Source organism: Gelidibacter sp. (genome assembly GCF_035515035.1).
GTDB lineage: Bacteria > Bacteroidota > Bacteroidia > Flavobacteriales > Flavobacteriaceae > Gelidibacter.
The window spans coordinates 127,428-147,159 of sequence record NZ_DATJCA010000106.1; the positions used below are offsets into that span (position 1 = coordinate 127,428).

Consider the following 19,732-nt stretch of genomic DNA (forward strand, 5'->3'; position numbering starts at 1 on the left):
ATTATGTAGATGCGTTTTAATCTTAAAGGTTGCGTCATAAAATAAAAAAAATCCCTTTTTGAGGGATTTTTATAGTTTACGCTTCATGACAGCACAAAATGATCTTTTTTAGTCGTCACTAGAAGTGGCTGCTTTGGCGATTACTCTAACCTTGGCTTCTAATTCATCACTCAGTTCTGGATTGTCTTTTATTAAGGACTTAACGGCATCTCTCCCTTGACCTAATTTTGTTTCTCCGTAGCTGAACCATGAACCGCTCTTCTTTATGATTTCATTTTCAACGGCAATATCCAAAATCTCACCAACTTTAGAAATTCCTTCACCATACATAATATCAAACTCCGCCAATTTAAATGGTGGCGCTACTTTATTTTTCACCACTTTTACACGAGTTTTATTACCAATGACATTCCCATCAGTTTCCTTAATCTGTGTAGAACGTCTGATATCCAATCTCACGGAAGCATAGAATTTTAAAGCGTTACCTCCAGTGGTAGTTTCAGGATTGCCAAACATCACTCCAATTTTTTCACGCAATTGGTTAATGAAAATAACGGTGCAATTGGTTTTGCTGATGGAACCTGTTAATTTTCTTAAGGCTTGGGACATCAATCGTGCATGTAGGCCCATTTTTGAGTCGCCCATTTCACCTTCAATTTCACTTTTTGGAGTCAAGGCCGCAACGGAATCTATCACGACAATATCGATGGCACCAGAGCGAATCAAATTATCGGCAATTTCTAACGCCTGTTCGCCATTATCGGGTTGCGAGATGATCAAGTTTTCTAAATCCACGCCCAATTTTTCGGCATAGGTTCTGTCAAAAGCGTGTTCTGCATCAATAAATGCTGCAATCCCACCACTTTTTTGAGCTTCTGCAATGGCATGTAAGGTCAAGGTTGTTTTACCTGATGATTCTGGTCCATATATTTCAATGACCCTACCACGTGGATACCCACCAACACCTAATGCGATATCCAGACCCAGGGAGCCTGAAGAAATCGCTTCAACCTCTACTACAGATTGGTCACTCATCATCATTACGGCCCCTTTGCCATAAGCTTTGTCCAACTTGTCTAAAGTTAATTTCAGTGCTTTTAATTTTGCTTCTTTTTCACTACTCATTTGTTGTTCTTTTTCTAATTTTTATTGAAGCTAAAATACGACTTTTTTTCATCTTAAAAATCTTTATCACGCAACCTTTTTATTGTTTGCGCATCTACATTATAAGATTGGGAAATCTTGCTATGAAATGGGTCCTTTTTACAAGTGGCAACTTTTATCTGACTTTTAATAACCTTTAAATGTAACAGATGAAGTGTTTTAGGAAAATTGTTTTTAACAGCGCATTAGGCGTTTCAATTGCCCTCTTTTTGAACGGCAATTGTAAAGCCGATGGAGGCTAGCACAGTACTTATTTTATAAATGGAAATTTAAAAGAGTATGAACGAGTTAGTCCTCGAAAAAGCACTTGAGATAACATCTTTAGTGCTTTTTTTATATTGGATGATAAGAGTTTGATGACAGATGTGCCATCAATTTTCGCAAGAGCCACAACGTTCATCAAATGTACAAATATACAAAGCGACTTACTTTTTAAACTCACCCACAACCACTGCCGACTGAAATACTGCCCACTGAAAACTTTTTTTCCTATCTTTGCCCAACTTTAACCTTAAAAAATTAGTATAGCATGCAACTGTACAATAACTTAAGCGCTAAAGAAAGAGCTGAACTCATTGCTCAAGCGGGAAAAGACCGCTTGACTATCTCTTTCTACGCCTACGCCAAAATTGGCAATCCAGAAACTTTTAGAAATCATTTGTTTTTAACTTGGAACGACCTTGATGTTTTGGGTCGAATCTATGTGGCACATGAAGGCATCAACGCCCAATTGTCAATTCCAGCAGATAATTTTGGAGCTTTTAAAGCCCATTTAGATAGTATTTCGTTCTTAGAAAACGTGCGACTCAATATTGCCATTGAACATGATAATTTTGCGTTTTTAAAATTAAAAGTCAAAGTGCGTGATAAGATTGTGGCCGACGGATTAAATGATGCCACTTTTGATGTGACCGACATTGGGGTTCATGTTAATGCGGAACAATTCAATGAGCTTATTGAAGACGAAAATACAATTTTGGTGGACATGAGAAACCATTATGAAAGTGAAATTGGTCATTTTAAGAATGCGCTTACTCCAGATGTGGATACATTTAGGGAGTCTTTGGATATTATTGAAGAGGATTTGAAAGACCATAAAGAAGATAAGAACTTGGTAATGTACTGTACTGGCGGTATCCGTTGTGAAAAAGCGAGTGCTTATTACAAACATAAAGGCTTTAAGAATGTGTATCAGTTAGATGGTGGCATCATCAACTATGTGAGACAAGTCAATGAAAAAGGCCTAGAAAATAAATTTATTGGTAAGAATTTCGTGTTTGATCAGCGCCGTTCAGAACGCATTTCTGATGATGTGATCGCACATTGTCACCAATGTGGAAGCCCTGCCGATTTGCATACCAATTGTGCCAATGACGCCTGTCATTTACTTTTTATACAATGTGACGCTTGCAAAGAAAAAATGGATAACTGTTGCTCAACAACCTGTATGGAAGTCCATCATTTACCTTATGAGGAGCAAAAAAAACTACGTAAGGGGCAAGGGAATAGTAATGATATCTTTAAAAAAGGACGAGCAGACCATTTACCATACAAACAGGACTTAAGGAATATTTTTGAGATTCTAAAAAAGTAAGCCTTTACAGTATGTGTTTCCGTTGGGGTTCAGTCGAGAAGTAATAGACATTCTTAATTGAACCCTATAGGATAAGCCTATTATTCTTTAATTAATTTGATGGTCTTTTGCTCCTTGTTGACCCCTTCCAATCTTAAAAAGTACAAACCCTTTGATAAAGATTTAAGATTGATTTCTTTAATGGTTTCTGCGCCATTCGTTTTGATCATCATTGTTTTTCCCAGAATATCAACCACGGATGCTTTTTTGACGAAGCTGTTGGATTGAATGTAAACGACGTCATTAAAAGGATTGGGATGGATGGAGATAGCATCAAACTCAGTGTCTTTCACACTCAAGGTGCCCACTGTAAATTTATGATCCACCACTTGGCCTTGATAGGTAGCTCGCCAAGTCCATTCGCCAGACAGGGATGGCATATCTATAATCCAATACCAATAAGAGCTCCGGTAACTGCTGGTCAAGTCAAAATCCCAATTAGTGTATAGAGTTCCATTTGGCCTTAAAACTTTGAGGTTAATTTTTGAACCTGCAAGCTGATCTCTTAAATAAACAGCGAGATGAACCCTCTCACCAGGTTCAAATACATTCTTTTCAAACGTATTTTCCTGACCTGGACAATCAGGAAACACAGGCGGTGCTGAATGGGTCAAAACAGCGTTGATATTTGGATTGACATAAGGCTTTTGTTCCTCCCACCAAGAATCATTATTCATGCTATTGCACTCTCCAGCATAAGGATCTATTAGGACATCTTGCCCTACGCCGTTCCATTTAATTTCTGAATAAACTTCAAAATGCAAGTGCGGTCCGGTTGAATTTCCAGAACTTCCCACAATCCCGAGATATTCACCGCGTTCTACGGTATCTCCAACATTCTTTGATGTTGGAGACCCTTTTTTCATATGGCCATAAAGCGCCACACTCCCATCGGCATGTTGTATATAAACGGCATTCCAAAGATTGCTGTTAGACACACAACTTCTATCAGATTGGTTTCGGCCTATATCGATAATCTGACCTGGAGCAGCCGCTACAATCTCTGCCTCATCATTATCCATCATTTTCCAACTAAATGGCCAAGTATAGATATCCACGCCCATATGATTATAACCAGCCTTGGTGTCATAAGTTCGCGTTCCGCAGTTATAATCAAGAACCTTGTTGGGGTACTCAGGATTTTGATCGACATAATTGGAAATGGCCCAAACTTCATTGTATGGGGCGCCATCTTTCATTTTTACTGGCCAACTAAGCAAAATTGTAGGAGCGCGTTTTTGGGTCTCGTTGTGAATCAATCTGTTTTGAGATCTTAATAGGGAGATATTTGATCTAATGTCATTGAGCACTTCTTTCCGTTGTTCATCTGTCAAACATTGGGTATTATTTTCATTAAACTTATACTCACCTCCTGTAACAGTAGACGAAATATCCTGAGAAAACGCACCAATTGAACATAAGAAAAAACAAGATAAAATAAGTAACGTAGAATTGCTTTTCATAAGGTAAGGGATTAATGGTTAATAAGACGACCTACAGGAAATATTAAAATGTGAGCATAAAAATTGTCTAAAATTTATTTAAGGGGTTTATAAATGTATAAAATAAACTGTAATCTATTGCTATAAAGCTTATTATAATTTTTTATTCATTTTGGATCAGTAACATGATTTTTCAATTATATAACTGAAATAAATAATCTTATCTTTACGTTTTAAAATAAGATGGCTTTGTACGCTCACGACATTAAGAATTTAATGTGTTCAAAGACCTAATTTATTAATCCTCATTCGTTATTAAACGAATTATATATATAACATAACATGAGTTGTAACAGTTGCTCAACCGGAAAGGGTGGACAACCAAAAGGATGCAAGAACAATGGTACCTGTGGCACAGATAGCTGCAATAAATTAACTGTTTTTGATTGGTTGGCCAACATGTCTCTTCCGCAAGGGGAAGAGCCTTTTATAGGAGTCGAAGTACGTTTTAAAAATGGACGTAAAGAATATTATAAAAACACAGAAAATTTAACGCTAAGCATTGGCGATATTGTAGCTACACAGGCACAATCAGGTCATGATATTGGCATGGTCACCCTTACGGGGGAACTGGTGAGAATTCAAATGAAACGTAAACACGTTAAACTTGATGACGAAGAGAACGTTTTAAAGATCTACCGGAAAGCATCCCAACGCGATATTGACGTCTGGTCTGAGGCACGTGATAAGGAAGAGCCCATGAAGGTCAAAGCGCGGCAATTTGCCATTGACCTAAAGTTGCAAATGAAGATCTCTGACATTGAATACCAAGGAGATGCCAGTAAAGCTACTTTTTATTACACGGCAGAAGAACGCGTTGATTTTAGGGAATTGATTAAATTGTTTGCCAAAGAATTCCGTACCCGAATAGAAATGAAACAAGTAGGGTTCCGACAAGAAGCTGCACGCCTTGGTGGTATTGGGTCTTGTGGTCGTGAGTTGTGCTGTTCTACGTGGTTGACGGACTTTAGGTCTGTGAGCACATCGGCGGCACGCTATCAGCAATTATCTCTTAATCCATTAAAATTGGCGGGTCAATGTGGTAAATTGAAATGTTGCCTTAACTATGAGCTGGACGCCTATTTGGATGCACTAAAAGACTTCCCGAAAACGGATACTAAACTCTACACTGAAAAAGGGACTGCAGTTTGCCAAAAAACGGATATTTTTAGAGGATTCATGTGGTATGCCTATGAAGGCGAATGGATGAATTGGCACAAATTAACAACAGATCAGGCCAATGAAATTATCGCATTAAACAAGAAAAAAGAAAAAGTAACAAGCCTTGAAGATTATGCATCAGAATTGATTGAAGATGTGAAATCTGATTTTGAAAATGTGGTGGGCCAAGATAGTTTAACACGGTTTGATACGCCAAAACGTAAGAGTAAACGCCGAAACACCAAAAGCAAAACGAGAAGGCCAGAGACACAAAAACAAGATGCTGAAGATAAGAAGCCTCAGCAAAAATCACAAAAACTGCCGCAAAAAACAGGTCAAAAGAAAAGAAGAAAACCAAACCCGAATAAACCCAATTCCAACGATGCCAAATAAATTTTCTTGGATACTTTTAACAACGGTACTTTTGGTGTTCAGTTGTGATTCCAATCAAATTTTTGACGAATATAAATCAGTGCCCAACCAATGGAACAAGGATAGCTTGATTTCATTTACGGTGACGCCTCCAGATTCTACAAATATTTATAATCTCTTTATCAACATTAGAACTACTAATGATTATAAATTCAGTAATTTATTTTTGATCTCTGAAATCAATTTTCCACACGGCAAAACCATTAAGGACACTTTAGAATACCAGATGGCAGAGCCTGATGGAACGCTTATGGGAGAAGGTTTTACAGATGTTAAGGAGAATAAATTATGGTATAGGGAAGGCGTTAAATTTGATGAGGTTGGAGCGTATAAAATCACCATTCAGCACGCCATGCGTAATAATGGGGAGGTTAATGGCGTTGATAACTTAGAAGGTATTACAGATGTGGGATTCCGGATTGAACCCGCAACGAATTAATTTAGATTATGGCGAAAAAGAAAGCAGAAACCCAAAATTTTTCCAAATACATCAAATGGTTTTGGATGACCATTATAGGAGGCGTCTTACTCATTGTTTTAATATTTTTCTTGGCTTCGTGGGGTGTTTTTGGTGAAATGCCTGATTATACCCGTTTAGAAAACCCTTCCACTAATTTGGCCACAGAGATTATTTCTTCAGATGGGGAGTTACTGGCTAAAATTTATAATAATGACAACCGTACCCCGGTAGATTATTCAGAATTGCCCAAGCATTTGGTTGATGCATTGATTGCAACGGAAGATGTGCGCTTTCATGATCATTCTGGGATTGATGCAAGAGGGACCTTGAGAGCATTCTTTTTCTTAGGAAAAAGAGGGGGTGCAAGTACGATCTCACAACAGGTGGCAAGACAATTATTTGTTGGTGTTAGATCTAAAAACAAACTCGAAACGGTGACTCAAAAAATAAAGGAATGGGTCATTGCTATCCGTTTGGAGCGTCAATACACCAAGGAAGAAATTATTGCGATGTATTTCAATATCTATGGCTTTGGTAACAATGCTGATGGTATTAGAAGTGCTGCTAGAATTTACTTTGGAAAAGAAACGAAAAATTTAGACGTCAAGGAATCTGCGATGTTGGTGGGCATGTTCAAGAATTCAGCACTTTATAATCCAAGACCAATGCGTAATCCAGAAGGCACTAGAAATAGGAGGAACGTGGTTTTGAGCCAACTCGAAAAATACGACTATATCACCGAGCATGTGAGTGATTCTCTCAAGAAATTGGATTTGGGTTTACGGTACACTCCGGAATCCCATCGTGAAGGATTGGCTACTTATTTTAGGGCTTACCTAACGGAGTTTATGAAAGATTGGATCAAAAATAATCCAAAGCCGGATGGCACAGGACTTTATAGCCTGTATGATGACGGTTTAAAAATCTATACCACTATTGATTCCCGTATGCAGCAATATGCTGAAGATGCGGTACATGAGCATATGGCCAGGCTACAAGCGGAATTTTTTCATCAAAACACCCCTGAACGAAACAAAACAGCACCATTTTTAGATTTAAAGCCAGAGGAAATCACAAGTTTGCTCAATAGAAGCATGCGTCAATCTGAACGTTGGAGAAAAATGAAAGCTAACGGACGAAGTGAAAAAGAAATTATAGCGTCTTTCGATAAGCCCACTCCAATGACCGTTTTTTCATGGAAAGGAGAAATCGACACCATTATGAAACCTGCAGATTCCATGCGTTATTACAAATCGTTCCTACATGCGGGCATGATGTCCATGGAGCCTCAAACAGGCCATGTAAAAGCTTGGGTTGGTGGCATAAATTATCGCCATTTTCAATATGATCATGTAAAACAAGGAAAACGTCAGGTAGGTTCTACTTTCAAACCGTTTGTTTATGCTACGGCCATAGACCAGTTGCACTTGTCACCTTGTGATACGTTTCCAAATACAAAAATAACCATTGAAGCAGGTAAATTTGGAAATCCTTTACCTTGGAGCCCCGACAATTCTGACAGAAAATATGGTGGTTTTAGAACCTTAAAGAGTGCCTTGGCAAACTCAATCAATACCATTACAGCACGTTTGATGGATAAAGTGGGTCCACAGCCCGTTATTGATATGGCAAGAAACTTAGGGATTGAATCAGAAATTCCTCCAGTTCCCGCCATTGCGTTGGGAACCCCAGATTTGAGCGTTTATGAGATGGTAGCCGCCTACGCCACCTTTGCCAATAAAGGTGTCTATACCAAGCCAGTAATGGTGATGCGTATTGAAGATAAAAATGGTACTATTCTCTACCAATTTACACCAGAAACAAAAGATGTGCTCAGTGAAGAAGTAGCGTATGTGACAACCAATTTATTACAAGGGGTAACTGAAGGTGGTTCGGGATCTCGATTAAGAGGCACTTGGGCGGTTGACAATAAACTTTATAAAGAAATCATAACAGGTTATCCATATGCGTTTACAAACCCTATTGCTGGTAAAACCGGAACCACCCAAAATCAGAGTGATGGATGGTTTATGGGGATGGTGCCTAATTTGGTTACTGGTGTTTGGGTTGGAGGTGAGGAACGTGCCACACATTTCAAAAGCATTGCCTACGGACAAGGTGCCTCTATGGCCTTACCCATTTGGGGACTTTACATGAAAAAATGTTACGCCGATAAAGATCTTGAAGTTTCCATAGGCGAATTTGAACGTCCAGCAAATCTTTCTATAAATGTAGACTGCAGTAAGAAAGGAAACGAAGCATCATCCGATAGTGATGGTATTGATGACCGCTTGGATTTTTAAAACTTTTTTGAGATAGAGTTTATTACATCATTATAGTAAAGGGTTTTTCCAAGATTTCCATGGTTTTTTTGATATTCTAACTTCTTTTGATGTTTGAATATCAAAAATCTCGTGATTTTACTTAGCAACCTTTTGTCCACTTTCCGTTTTCTGATATAAATCGATGGAAAATAGTTCTCATTTAAAATAGTCACAATATCTGCAAGCTCAAATCATTTTAGATTGGCTATTTAATTTCGTAATTTTAAAACTCCTAAAAAAATACTCATGATTAATAAAAAAGTAGCTAACGTTACGGAAGCCATGCAAGGAGTCAAAGATGGCATGACTCTTATGGTAGGTGGTTTCGGTCTTTGTGGAATTCCTGAAAATGCCATTAACAATTTGGTTAAAATGGATGTTAAAGAACTCACTTGTATTTCCAATAATGCCGGAGTGGATGATTTTGGGTTGGGCTTGTTATTGCACAAGCGCCAGATCAAAAAGATGATTTCATCCTATGTAGGCGAAAACGATGAATTTGAACGGCAGATGCTTAGTGGTGAATTGGATGTGGAGCTAGTTCCCCAAGGCACACTTGTAGAGCGCTGTAGAGCGGCGCAATCTGGCTTTCCTGCCTTCTTTACGCCAGCAGGTTATGGTACGGAAGTGGCAGAGGGTAAAGAAATCCGCGAATTTAACGGAAAGATGTATGTCTTGGAAAAGGCTTTTGAAGCAGATTTTGCTTTCGTTAAAGCTTGGAAGGGTGATGCAGCGGGAAACTTGATCTTTAAAGGGACGGCAAGAAACTTTAATCCCGCTATGTGTGGTTCAGCCAAAATTACCGTTGCTGAGGTTGAAGAACTAGTTCCTGTTGGAAATTTGGATCCCAACCAAATCCATATTCCAGGAATATTTATCCAGCGGATTTTTCAAGGTGAAAATTATGAAAAGCGCATTGAACAATTAACAGTGAGACAACGAAACTAATAGGTATTTGGTAACATTAGTTACCACAATCTGAAGGGTGAGGGAAAACTGATATAAATTCATGAGATTCCCACCTTCGCGAGAATTATAAACTTAAAAAAATGTTAGACAAAATAGGAATTGCGAAACGCATTGCACAAGAAGTCCAGGATGGCTATTACGTCAACTTAGGTATAGGCATTCCAACTTTGGTTGCCAATTATGTCAGAGATGATATAGAAGTTGAATTTCAAAGTGAAAATGGCGTTTTAGGCATGGGACCCTTCCCTTATGAAGGGGAAGAGGATGCCGATTTGATAAACGCTGGGAAACAGACTATAACAACATTGCCGGGAGCCAGCTTTTTTGACTCGTCCTTAAGCTTCTCCATGATCAGGGGTCAACATGTGGATTTGACCATCTTAGGTGCTATGGAGGTCTCTGAAGAAGGAGATATTGCCAATTGGAAAATCCCGGGTAAAATGGTGAAAGGCATGGGCGGAGCGATGGATTTAGTTGCAAGTGCTCAAAATATCATTGTGGCCATGATGCATACCAATAAGGAAGGGGAATCCAAATTATTAAAAAAATGCAGCTTGCCACTTACTGGAGTAGCCTGTGTTAAAAAGATCGTCACCAATTTGGCGGTTTTAGAAGTTACTGAAGACGGATTTAAATTGTTGGAGCGCGCTCCAGGAATATCAGTAGAGGATATTATAAAGGCTACTGAGGGGAAATTAATTGTTGAAGGCGATATCCCTGAGATGGTGATATAGAAATTTACAATTAAATGTTTTGGCCACTATAACACGGATACATTCCTAAATGATATTCGTGTCTTAGTGGCTATTTTTTGTTCTCTATTTAAACAACGATAATAATCCTAGGGCTATAAATTATCTATATGTAGGATTAATCCTCACAATAGGTGTTAAATGTTAAATAATAGCGCATTTCATCGAATAATAACGTGTTTAAACTGATTTATTAAAAAAAAGTTACATATTTACAAAACCTAATTAACACAAACTATTTAACCAGATTTACCATAACCTAACTTATGATTAGCCCCAAATCTACCATAAATTTTGACTTATGAATACCGCTTCAAATCTACCAAAACCTACATTGTCTGAAAGTAAATTATTTGAGACCTTTCAAAAAACATTAAAATTACTTAAAGGTATTTTAATGCTCACAAAAAAGATATTCATGCTTTAACCCAAGCCCCAGGGACAAAGCATGAATTTTTTGTGAGAGATTTTTCATCAGAAACCTACTTCTGCTGAGAAATCTCCTGCAAATTATCTCAGAAACGAATACTTTCATATTTCTGTGCCCTAGGCGTGAGATTTTTGTTGTATCCTCTATAGGGTATATTCTAAGTATTTGCTGAAGACCTCTTTTTAATAGCTTTAAGTTTGAGCACATTCCCAAAATTTTATTTCATCGAAAATTAACGAATAAAACTTCACGTAGTTTATCGAAGTCGGGGGCGGAGATTATTTAAATATGCTTAATCTCACTATCTTCCAATATCGAATCCCCACGTAATCTTAAGAATATTTGTGCTACTGCAATCGTATCTTTTTCGCAATAGATAACGATGCGATCAACATCATTGTCTTCATAATACACACGGCATACCTCACTGCCATCAATATCATCTTTGGGCGACGGAATTCCGAGCACGTTGGTCAACAATTTTAAAGACGTATAATTTTTATAATCGCCAAACTTCCATAGATCCATGGTGTCCAAATGCGGGACTTCCCAAGGCTTTTTACCGAAGAGGTTCAACTTATTTGGCAATTCAATATTTTGGATGATCATACGCCTTGCGATATAAGGAAAATCAAATTCCTTCCCATTATGCGCACACAACAAATGTTTAGTTTGACTGAAATGAGATAGCACTAGATTTTTAAAATCATTGAGAATTTTAGCTTCATTACCATAAAATGAGGTCACTCGAAAAGTTCTGATATCCCCTTGAAATTTAAAATATCCGACAGAAATACACACAATTTTTCCAAACTCCGCCCATATTCCTGCCCGTTCATAAAAATCCCCCGCTGAAATATCGGCTCTTTGGTATCTGGATTTGAGTTCCCACAGCTCTTGTTTGGTTTTGTCCAAATCTGAGAAATGATGTGTTTCTGGAACCGTTTCTATATCCAGGAATAAGATGTCTTCTAGATTGAGTTTGCTGATCATCATCCATTCCCACGAAGGCGGGAATCTTTTTAATTAATATCCTTTATATATTCCTGTTGTGCTCACTAATTTTGGCCCATCATTTTATAGGCCTCATTAATATAGGTATAAATATCTTCCGTAAACGGATCTATAGCTTCATCCACCTTTAACGATTTATGGCCCAAGCGCACAACAATCACGTTATCCTCAGGTTGTACGATCACATACTGACCTAAATGGCCACGCATCATGAAAAAGTCCCTGCCATTATGGTCTTGAATCAACCACCAGCCGTAGCCATATTCTGGACTTTCTGGAAAACGAGGCATAACCGATTTTACCACAAAAGCAGAATCTAAAATTTGTTGGCCGTTCCATTTTCCATGGTTTTTAAATAACTTTCCATAGCGCGCAAAATCTTTGGCATTACTTGCAATACAACAATAGGCTTTGACCAAATCATTCGCTTCACTGTCCACTTGCCAAAGGGTTGAATTCTCAGATCCCAAAGGTTTCCAAAAAGATTCTGAAAGGTAATCGTATAATTTTTTTCCTGTTGCTTTTTCAATGACCATGGCCAATAGTTGTGTGTCACCGCTGGCGTATTTAAATTTTTGTCCAGGCTCGTCGTCCATTTTTAATCCTAAAATCACTTTTTTAATATCATCATCAAAATAGGCACGTGTGGTTATGGATAATGGCGAATAATAGGCTTCATCCCAATTAGTACCGGAACTCATGGAAGAGAGATCGCCAACCGTCATTCTTGCAGCTTTTCCTTCACTAAATTCTGGGAAGTAATCACCAACTGGTTGGTCTAAACTCTTAATGTGACCTTGCTCAATGGCTTTTTGCATCAATCCAGAAACATAGCTTTTCGCTATGGAAAAGGAATTGGACTTGGACTTTTCATCAAATCCGTCATAATACTTTTCAAACCAAATACTGTCGTTTTTTATAATCACATAAGCAATAGTACCGAGGTCTGTATTCATTTTTTGGAGTGCATCTGTTTCTTTTACAGAATTATATTCCAAATGGTTTGGCCAAGGTTGAGGGGTTCCGTTTGCCACTTTTTCATTATCAAATTCTTTATAGTCTTCTAAATAGGCGGTAGTATGACCTTTGAGATAAATAGTTCTCACCGCTTTTAGTAAATAATCAGTATCGGTAATGTATAAAACGGCTACTATGAGTACTAGTAAAATGAGGATCCATTTAAGGAACTGTTTGAGAAATTTCATTAGTTGGAGTTTAGTGGACTAAATATAAGGAATATTCTCGCAATGGCTATACAAGAATGCTTTGCAGCTTTTAAAATCTAATAGGACTTATTTGTTTAAAATAAAGATTGCTGTTTATAAGGGCTTTCATGTTCCAACAGCCATTGTTTGCGGTACAATCCACCGGCGTAACCTGTCAAACTTCCGTCACTTCCAATAACACGATGGCAAGGAATTACAATCCACAATGGATTCCTGCCATTGGCATTGGCGACCGCTCTTATGGCTTTGACATCTCCCAATTGCTGTGCTAGTTCTAAATAGGAGCATGTTTTTCCGTAGGGAATGGTTTGAAGTGCGTCCCAAACTTTCTTTTGAAAGTCTGTGCCCTCAGGATTTAAAATGAGATCGAATTGTGTGCGCTTCCCTTCAAAATATTGATTGAGTTGATGGACGCAATCTTCTAGTTCTATGGGAATAATATCCGTGACTTTTTCTTCAGAATTCAAAATGGTGATGGCGCTAATGCCGTCTTCATCACCACTGATTTTAGTGAACCCTAATGGCGATTTGATGATGCAGGATTCCACTAACGATCATTCTTTAGGTTGTCGTTTTTAGGTTCAGCTTCATTGTGCTGCCCATCCTGAATGATTTTCAAGTGTTTAGCGCGAGTTTCCCAACTTTTTCGAGCCTGCGTTTGTAGGTCTGCAACAGTATCACTTTCATCCATGATTTCAAGACCTAACAAGGTTTCAATTACATCTTCCATAGTGACCAATCCTGTAACGGTGCCGTATTCATCCACGACCAACGCCATATGGTTTTTACTCTCTATCAATTTTTCAAATAAGATGGGAATTGGCAAGTTCCGTTCAATAATGATAATATCCCTTCTTATATCTGCCAATATTTTATGATCATTATCAAGGGCCATTTCTCTGAAAATATCATCTTTGAGAACCAGTCCTGTAATATTATCCGGGTTTTCAGAATAGATTGGAATTCGCGATACACGGAGTTCAAGGTGCTCCTCAAAAAATGATTTCACCGAGGTCTTTTCATCTTCTGAAACCATCATGGTACGGGGCGTCATGATGTCCTTTGCTAAAATCTTTTTAAAATTGATGAGGTTTTTAATAATTTTACTCTCCGATTCCTGAAATACACCTTCTTCATGGGCAATATCCGTCATGGCTAAAAAGCTATCTCTACTCACAGTGCTAACGTGGGCGTTTTTTCCACCAATAAGTTTGGTGGTCAACTGTAAAAGCCAAAGAATACCGGTATATTTTAAAGGGAAAATTAGGATATTGAGCCCTTTTGCAGTGAAATTAGCCAATTTTTTCCAATAGGTAGCACCTATTGTTTTAGGAATGATTTCAGAAAGAACCAAAATGAGAAGGGTCATCACCGCCGATACGATCAAAATGGAATTATCGCCATTTCCAAATACTTTTTCGGCCTGCACACCCACTAAAATGGCGCCTACAGTGTGTGCAATGGTGTTGAGTGTTAAAATGGCGATGAGCGGTTGATCAACATCCTTTTTTAATGCTTCCAAACTTACCGCATAACTTTTGCCTTCTTTCTTCTTAATATTAATGAACGTTGGTGTTAGGCTCAATAACACCGCTTCTAATATGGAACAGAGGAAGGAAAAGAAAATGGAAATAAAAGCATAGAGGATTAATAAGGTCATTGATTTAAGTGTTTCCTGCTAATTTAAGGATATTCTTAGTTTCTTTATTTATGTTTTGATGAAAAACAATTGACAATTAGCGCTAACTTTCTAAAATGATGCTGGTTGTTGGAACTCCATATTGTGAAATACGTTCAATAAAGGTGATCAGATCCTGAGTGTTTTTAAAATATCCAAGGATACACAGACTATCTTGACCCGTAATCCGATCGCAACGCTGCACTTCTTCTTGAGGGATAATTTGGTTGTAGGCGGTTCTTAAAGTACTCGATTGATGGATTTTTAAATTGATATAAGCTTTGGTTGCCACCCCAAGTTTTTCATGATTGAGTTTTAGGGAGTATCCTAAGATAATTCCTTTTTCCTCCAATTGCTTAACGCGTTTACCTACAGCTGGAGCAGAGAGTTCTACTTTTTTGCCAATGGTTGCAAAAGATTCGCGTGAGTTTCGACGAAGCATTTGGAGGATTTTTGTATCTATACTGTCCATTTGAATCAAAAATATATGATGTGATTATACATTAAATCGAAATTAAATATATAAAATTATTTTTGATAGATAACCAAAATTGCAGTTTAATGTGATTTACCAAAAACGAATTAGAATATTCTACTAATTTAATTTTGATAAAATTTTATATAAATCAACTCTTTTACTTATTCAAAAGTCTCATTACGTCCTTCGCAAAGTAAGATGCAATCACATCAGCTCCAGCACGTTTTATGGCGGTAATTTGTTCCATCATCACAGCATCATGATTTAACCAGCCTTTTTCAGCAGCGGCTTTTAGCATGGCATATTCTCCAGAAACTTGATATACCGCCACCGGCACATCCACGGCATTTTTGATTTCGCGTACAATATCTAAGTAGCACAACCCAGGTTTGATCATCACAATATCTGCCCCTTCATCAATATCCATCTCTGTTTCTCTAAGCGCTTCAATACGATTTCCGTAATCCATTTGGTACGTGCTTTTATCCTTCGGAACATTTTTCATGTCCACTGGCGCAGAATCCAAGGCATCACGGAAAGGTCCGTAAAATGCAGAGGCGTATTTAGCCGAATAGCTCATAATTCCGGTATCCGTAAAGCCTTCATCTTCCAAGGCTTCACGAATGGCTAAAATACGGCCGTCCATCATATCACTTGGCGCGACAAAATCGGCACCAGCCTGAGCATGGGAAACACTCATTTCAGCTAAAAGATCCACCGATTCATCATTCAGAATCAATCCATTTTGCACGATGCCATCATGTCCATAAGCGGAATACGGATCAAAAGCCACGTCAGTCATCACCAACATCTCTGGACAGGCGTTCTTAACCGTTTTGATAGCACGTTGCATCAATCCGTTTGGGTTGATGGCTTCTTTACCTTGGTTGTCTTTTAAGTTGTCAGGAACTTTTACAAAAAGCAAAACAGATTTTAAGCCCATGCTCCAAAGGTCCTTAACTTCTTTTTCTAAGAGATCTAAGCTGTAACGGAAGTAATTTGGCATGGAGGCAATTTCCTCTTTGACATGTTTGCCTTCCACAACAAAAAGTGGTACTAAAAAATCATTTGGTGAAATGATGGTTTCTCTTACTAATGAACGAATGGCATCATTGGCTCTTAATCTTCTATTTCTTCTTAATGGGTACATAGTTTTCAGTATTCAGTGTGCAGTAGTTAATTTAAAATCTATTATAATCTTGACGTCCAATCTACAGGATGTTTTAATACGTCTAATAGTCGGTCTTCTTCACTTCCTTTCTCCGGATGGTGGTCATACACCCACTGTACATGGGGCGGCAAACTCATCAAGATACTTTCAATGCGGCCATTGGTTTTTAATCCAAATAAGGTGCCTTTGTCGTGGACCAAATTGAATTCTACATACCGGCCACGACGGATTTCCTGCCAATTTCGTTGCTCAACTGAATAGGGCATTTCTTTCCTTTTTTCCACTATGGGAACATAACCGTCCAAAAAACTATCGCCAACTTCGATTACAAAGCTATACCAATCGTCCATGGACAGGTCATCTCGTGACTTGCAGTAATCAAAAAATAAACCACCCACGCCGCGTGCTTCATTGCGGTGGGAATTCCAGAAATACTCGTCGCATCTTTTCTTGTACAGCGCGTAAAAGTCAGGATGATGCTTATCGCACGCTGTTTTACAGACCTGATGAAAATGAATGGCATCTTCGTCAAACAAATAATAAGGCGTTAGATCTTGTCCGCCACCAAACCATGAATCGACGATATTTCCCTGTTGGTCATACATTTCGAAATAACGCCAATTGGCATGTACGGTCGGGACCATCGGATTTTTTGGATGAAGTACTAAACTTAAGCCGCAGGCAAAGAAATTGGCATCTTTAACTCCAAAATATTGCTGCATGCTATCCGGTAATTCACCATGAACTGCAGAGATATTGACGCCTCCCTTTTCAAAAACATTGCCGTTTTCAATGACTCGTGTGCGTCCGCCACCGCCTTCGGGACGTTCCCAAAGATCTTCTTGAAATTTAGCCTTGCCATCTACAGTCTCAATTTTTGAAGTGATGGTGTCTTGGAGGGTGAGGATGTAATTGTAGAATTTATCTTTCATGTTTTAATTCAAAAAGTTCCATATCTAAAGGTGCTTTATTTAATGGCTCAAACTCATCCTTTAAAGTACCTTGCCATTTAAAACCTGATCCTAAAGCCGTATTTACGCTTGACAAATTCGTTTTGTGTGACAGTATTTGAAGTGTTTCCAATCCTAATTCTTCCATAGTATATTGGGAGGTTGCCTTTATAGCTTTCTTCATCAAGCCTTTGCCTTTAAAACGTTGGCCAATGCAATAGGCGAATTCTCCTTGTTTTGCTTCCCAGTCTAAATTCTTCAAAATGATCATCCCTATGATATCTATACTGTGTTTATCTTGGATGATATAAACGAATTCCTTTCTTTTTTCAGCCGCTTTGATTTTTCGTTTGATATAGTTTTGTGTACTTTCCAAGGTGGTATTTTCTTCCAAGGTTTTTGGTAGAAACCGAATAAAGCGTTCGGTATTGGACACCAGTAATTTATTCAGCTGCAAGGCGTTTTTGGGCTGTAAAAGCGAAATACTGAAATGTTCCGAACTATAAATCATTAGATTTCAATCTGTTTTGTGATTTAAGCAAAGCTACTGTTTCCGTTGATGCCGCAGTTACTGATAACGGCAATACAAAAATAATCCCGATAATGGGGATCAATAAAAACAACATAAAAACGATTCCATTTCCAATGGCCAGTCCGCGGTGTTGTTTTACAAAATTAATGCTTTCATCATATTTGAAATGCCGCTCCAAAGTATAGTCCATGTTTCCAAAACCTGCATAATAGGCTTGGACTAAGAACAATGCTATGGTAGAAAAGATACCAATTACTGGAATAAATCCGATGAGAATAATGGGGATTGTCAACAACAATTCCATCACTAAATTTCTCAGGTTAATTCGTATGCCACGCCATAATTGTTCAGAAAAAGAGGTATTTCTATGCTGATGTCTTTCTACACCTAAAAGATGGGCTTCAATTTTTTCGGATACCGGACTCATAAAAGGCGCTGACAAGGCCATGACAATGTGCTTGTAAAGTATAAATCCCAACACGAGAATTAAAATACCACTTAAAATTTCGCTGATTAGGAAAAACGTTTCTTTGCCCCATTCCCAAACCCATAGTTTGGATATATAATAGGCGAAATTATCTGAAAAGGAGTAAGCAGAAATAAGTATTGTTGAGGCCACTAAAAAACTGATCAGCATAGGAACGCCAAAATATTTCCAAAGTCTGAGTTTGGAAATCAATTTTAAAGTTCCTGCGTAGGCTTTAATGCCTTTGAAAATGTTGCCAATCATAGATTGAAATGAGACCTGACAGCTTTTTAAAACCTGTCAGGTCTGTGTATCATTTAGTTCGGACTCTTATACTCTTTTACCGCATCAATAAAGGCTTTGGCATTATCCAAAGGAATATTCGGTAAAATCCCGTGGCCTAAGTTGACGATATATTTATCTTTTCCAAACTCGTCAATCATCTGTTTTACCATTTTCTTGATTTCAGCAGGTGGCGAAAACAATCTGGAAGGATCAAAATTACCTTGTAGGGTAATATTTCCTCCAGTTAAATAACGTGCGTTTCTTGGAGAACAGGTCCAGTCAATTCCCAAAGCCGTGGCGTTTGATTTTGCCATATCACCTAAGGCAAACCAACAGCCTTTACCAAAAGCGATCACCGGGGCATGATCCTTTAAAGCTTCAATGATCTGATTGATATATTGCCATGAAAACTCATGATAATCGGATGGCGCTAACATGCCGCCCCAAGAATCAAAAATTTGTATCGCATCACATCCAGCAGCCACTTTTGCTTGTAAATAGGTAATGGTGGTGTCGGTTATTTTTTGCAATAATTGATGCGCTGCAATTGGATTTGTAAAACAAAACTGCTTTGCTTTGTCAAAATTTTTGCTGCCTTGACCTTGTACGCAATAACATAAAATAGTCCAAGGTGAACCTGCAAAACCAATCAATGGAACCTCGTCATTAAGCATTTCCTTCGTCATTTTAATGGCTTGTATGACATAATCCAATTCAACATGCACATCAGGAACAATCACCTTGTCCACATCTTTTTGTGTCCGTACTGGGTTTGGTAAATAGGGCCCGAAATCAGGTTTCATTTGCACCTCAATATTCATGGCTTGCGGAATCACCAAAATGTCGCTGAATAAAATAGCGGCATCCATACCATACCGGCGGATGGGCTGCACGGTAATTTCACTCGCCAATTCTGGGGTTCTACAACGTGTAAAGAAATCGTATTTAGCCTTTATTTCTTGAAATTCCGGTAAATAGCGTCCAGCTTGACGCATCATCCAAACTGGTGGACGGTCTACTGTTTCACCTTTTAATGCTCTTAAGTATAAATCGTTTTTTACCATGTCCCACATTCCTGCGAAAGCAGGAATCTCATTATTAAGTT

The 19,732-nt window shown here is 38.2% G+C and carries 18 protein-coding genes; 6 read left to right on the forward strand and 12 right to left on the reverse strand.

Translation table 11 applies throughout. From position 1 onward, the window contains the following. Positions 1–108: 108 nt before the first annotated feature. Positions 109–1,125: a recombinase RecA gene (gene recA, locus VLZ86_RS08820; protein ID WP_325450431.1), complete on the reverse strand. Its 1,017-nt coding sequence runs from the start codon at positions 1,123–1,125 to the stop codon at positions 109–111. Between the two features lie 568 nt (positions 1,126–1,693). Here recA and VLZ86_RS08825 point away from each other — a divergent pair. Then, positions 1,694–2,758, forward strand: coding sequence for a rhodanese-related sulfurtransferase (locus VLZ86_RS08825; protein WP_325450433.1), 1,065 nt, complete (start codon positions 1,694–1,696; stop codon positions 2,756–2,758). Between the two features lie 80 nt (positions 2,759–2,838). On the opposite strand, the gene VLZ86_RS08830 is transcribed toward VLZ86_RS08825, so the two are convergent. Next, the gene (locus VLZ86_RS08830) at positions 2,839–4,260 is read right to left on the reverse strand and encodes a peptidoglycan DD-metalloendopeptidase family protein (RefSeq protein ID WP_325450435.1); all 1,422 of its coding nucleotides are present in this window, start codon (positions 4,258–4,260) and stop codon (positions 2,839–2,841) included. 321 nt (positions 4,261–4,581) lie between these two features. Between VLZ86_RS08830 and VLZ86_RS08835 the strand changes: the two genes are divergently transcribed. The 5 genes from VLZ86_RS08835 to VLZ86_RS08855 all read left to right on the forward strand — a co-directional run bounded on the left by VLZ86_RS08835 (position 4,582) and on the right by VLZ86_RS08855 (position 10,379). Then, positions 4,582–5,853 carry a regulatory iron-sulfur-containing complex subunit RicT gene (locus VLZ86_RS08835; RefSeq protein WP_325450437.1) on the forward strand — a complete coding sequence of 424 codons (1,272 nt, stop codon included), beginning with the start codon at positions 4,582–4,584 and terminating at the stop codon, positions 5,851–5,853. Beyond that, positions 5,843–6,331, forward strand: a complete 489-nt coding sequence (locus VLZ86_RS08840) for a gliding motility lipoprotein GldH (protein ID WP_325450439.1) — start codon at positions 5,843–5,845, stop codon at positions 6,329–6,331. Before VLZ86_RS08835 ends, VLZ86_RS08840 begins: the two co-directional genes overlap by 11 nt. Positions 6,332–6,339: 8 nt before the next feature. After that, a complete protein-coding gene (locus VLZ86_RS08845) occupies positions 6,340–8,655 on the forward strand; it encodes a penicillin-binding protein 1A (RefSeq protein WP_325450441.1) in 2,316 nt (771 codons plus the stop codon). Positions 8,656–8,922: 267 nt separating this feature from the next. Next, the gene (locus VLZ86_RS08850; protein ID WP_325450443.1) at positions 8,923–9,624 is read left to right on the forward strand and encodes a CoA transferase subunit A; all 702 of its coding nucleotides are present in this window, start codon (positions 8,923–8,925) and stop codon (positions 9,622–9,624) included. Positions 9,625–9,725: 101 nt separating this feature from the next. Next, complete coding sequence (locus tag VLZ86_RS08855; protein WP_325450445.1) at positions 9,726–10,379, forward strand: 3-oxoacid CoA-transferase subunit B; 654 nt, start codon at positions 9,726–9,728, stop codon at positions 10,377–10,379. A 730-nt stretch (positions 10,380–11,109) separates the two neighbouring features. Here VLZ86_RS08855 and VLZ86_RS08860 read toward each other — a convergent pair. The 10 genes from VLZ86_RS08860 to hemE form a co-directional block, all read right to left on the reverse strand. After that, positions 11,110–11,820, reverse strand: a complete 711-nt coding sequence (locus VLZ86_RS08860) for a 3'-5' exonuclease (RefSeq protein ID WP_325450499.1) — start codon at positions 11,818–11,820, stop codon at positions 11,110–11,112. 65 nt (positions 11,821–11,885) lie between these two features. Beyond that, positions 11,886–13,046, reverse strand: a complete 1,161-nt coding sequence (locus VLZ86_RS08865) for a serine hydrolase (RefSeq protein WP_325450447.1) — start codon at positions 13,044–13,046, stop codon at positions 11,886–11,888. Between the two features lie 95 nt (positions 13,047–13,141). Then, positions 13,142–13,615 carry a methylated-DNA--[protein]-cysteine S-methyltransferase gene (locus tag VLZ86_RS08870; RefSeq protein WP_325450449.1) on the reverse strand — a complete coding sequence of 158 codons (474 nt, stop codon included), beginning with the start codon at positions 13,613–13,615 and terminating at the stop codon, positions 13,142–13,144. Then, positions 13,615–14,727, reverse strand: coding sequence for a CNNM domain-containing protein (locus VLZ86_RS08875; protein ID WP_325450451.1), 1,113 nt, complete (start codon positions 14,725–14,727; stop codon positions 13,615–13,617). The genes VLZ86_RS08870 and VLZ86_RS08875 overlap by 1 nt, the downstream gene beginning before the upstream one ends. An 82-nt stretch (positions 14,728–14,809) precedes the next feature. Beyond that, positions 14,810–15,217 carry an Lrp/AsnC family transcriptional regulator gene (locus VLZ86_RS08880; RefSeq protein WP_325450453.1) on the reverse strand — a complete coding sequence of 136 codons (408 nt, stop codon included), beginning with the start codon at positions 15,215–15,217 and terminating at the stop codon, positions 14,810–14,812. A gap of 163 nt (positions 15,218–15,380) precedes the next feature. Then, the gene (hemB, locus tag VLZ86_RS08885; RefSeq protein ID WP_325450455.1) at positions 15,381–16,373 is read right to left on the reverse strand and encodes a porphobilinogen synthase; all 993 of its coding nucleotides are present in this window, start codon (positions 16,371–16,373) and stop codon (positions 15,381–15,383) included. Positions 16,374–16,414: 41 nt separating this feature from the next. Next, positions 16,415–17,326, reverse strand: coding sequence for an oxygen-dependent coproporphyrinogen oxidase (hemF, locus tag VLZ86_RS08890; protein WP_325450457.1), 912 nt, complete (start codon positions 17,324–17,326; stop codon positions 16,415–16,417). Further along, entirely contained in the window at positions 17,316–17,855 is a 540-nt protein-coding gene (locus tag VLZ86_RS08895) for a GNAT family N-acetyltransferase (RefSeq protein ID WP_325450459.1), read from the reverse strand. The genes hemF and VLZ86_RS08895 overlap by 11 nt, the downstream gene beginning before the upstream one ends. After that, positions 17,845–18,606, reverse strand: coding sequence for an EI24 domain-containing protein (locus VLZ86_RS08900; protein ID WP_325450461.1), 762 nt, complete (start codon positions 18,604–18,606; stop codon positions 17,845–17,847). The genes VLZ86_RS08895 and VLZ86_RS08900 overlap by 11 nt, the downstream gene beginning before the upstream one ends. Before the next feature lie 53 nt (positions 18,607–18,659). After that, positions 18,660–19,691, reverse strand: a complete 1,032-nt coding sequence (gene hemE, locus VLZ86_RS08905) for a uroporphyrinogen decarboxylase (protein ID WP_325450463.1) — start codon at positions 19,689–19,691, stop codon at positions 18,660–18,662. Positions 19,692–19,732: the final 41 nt, after the last annotated feature.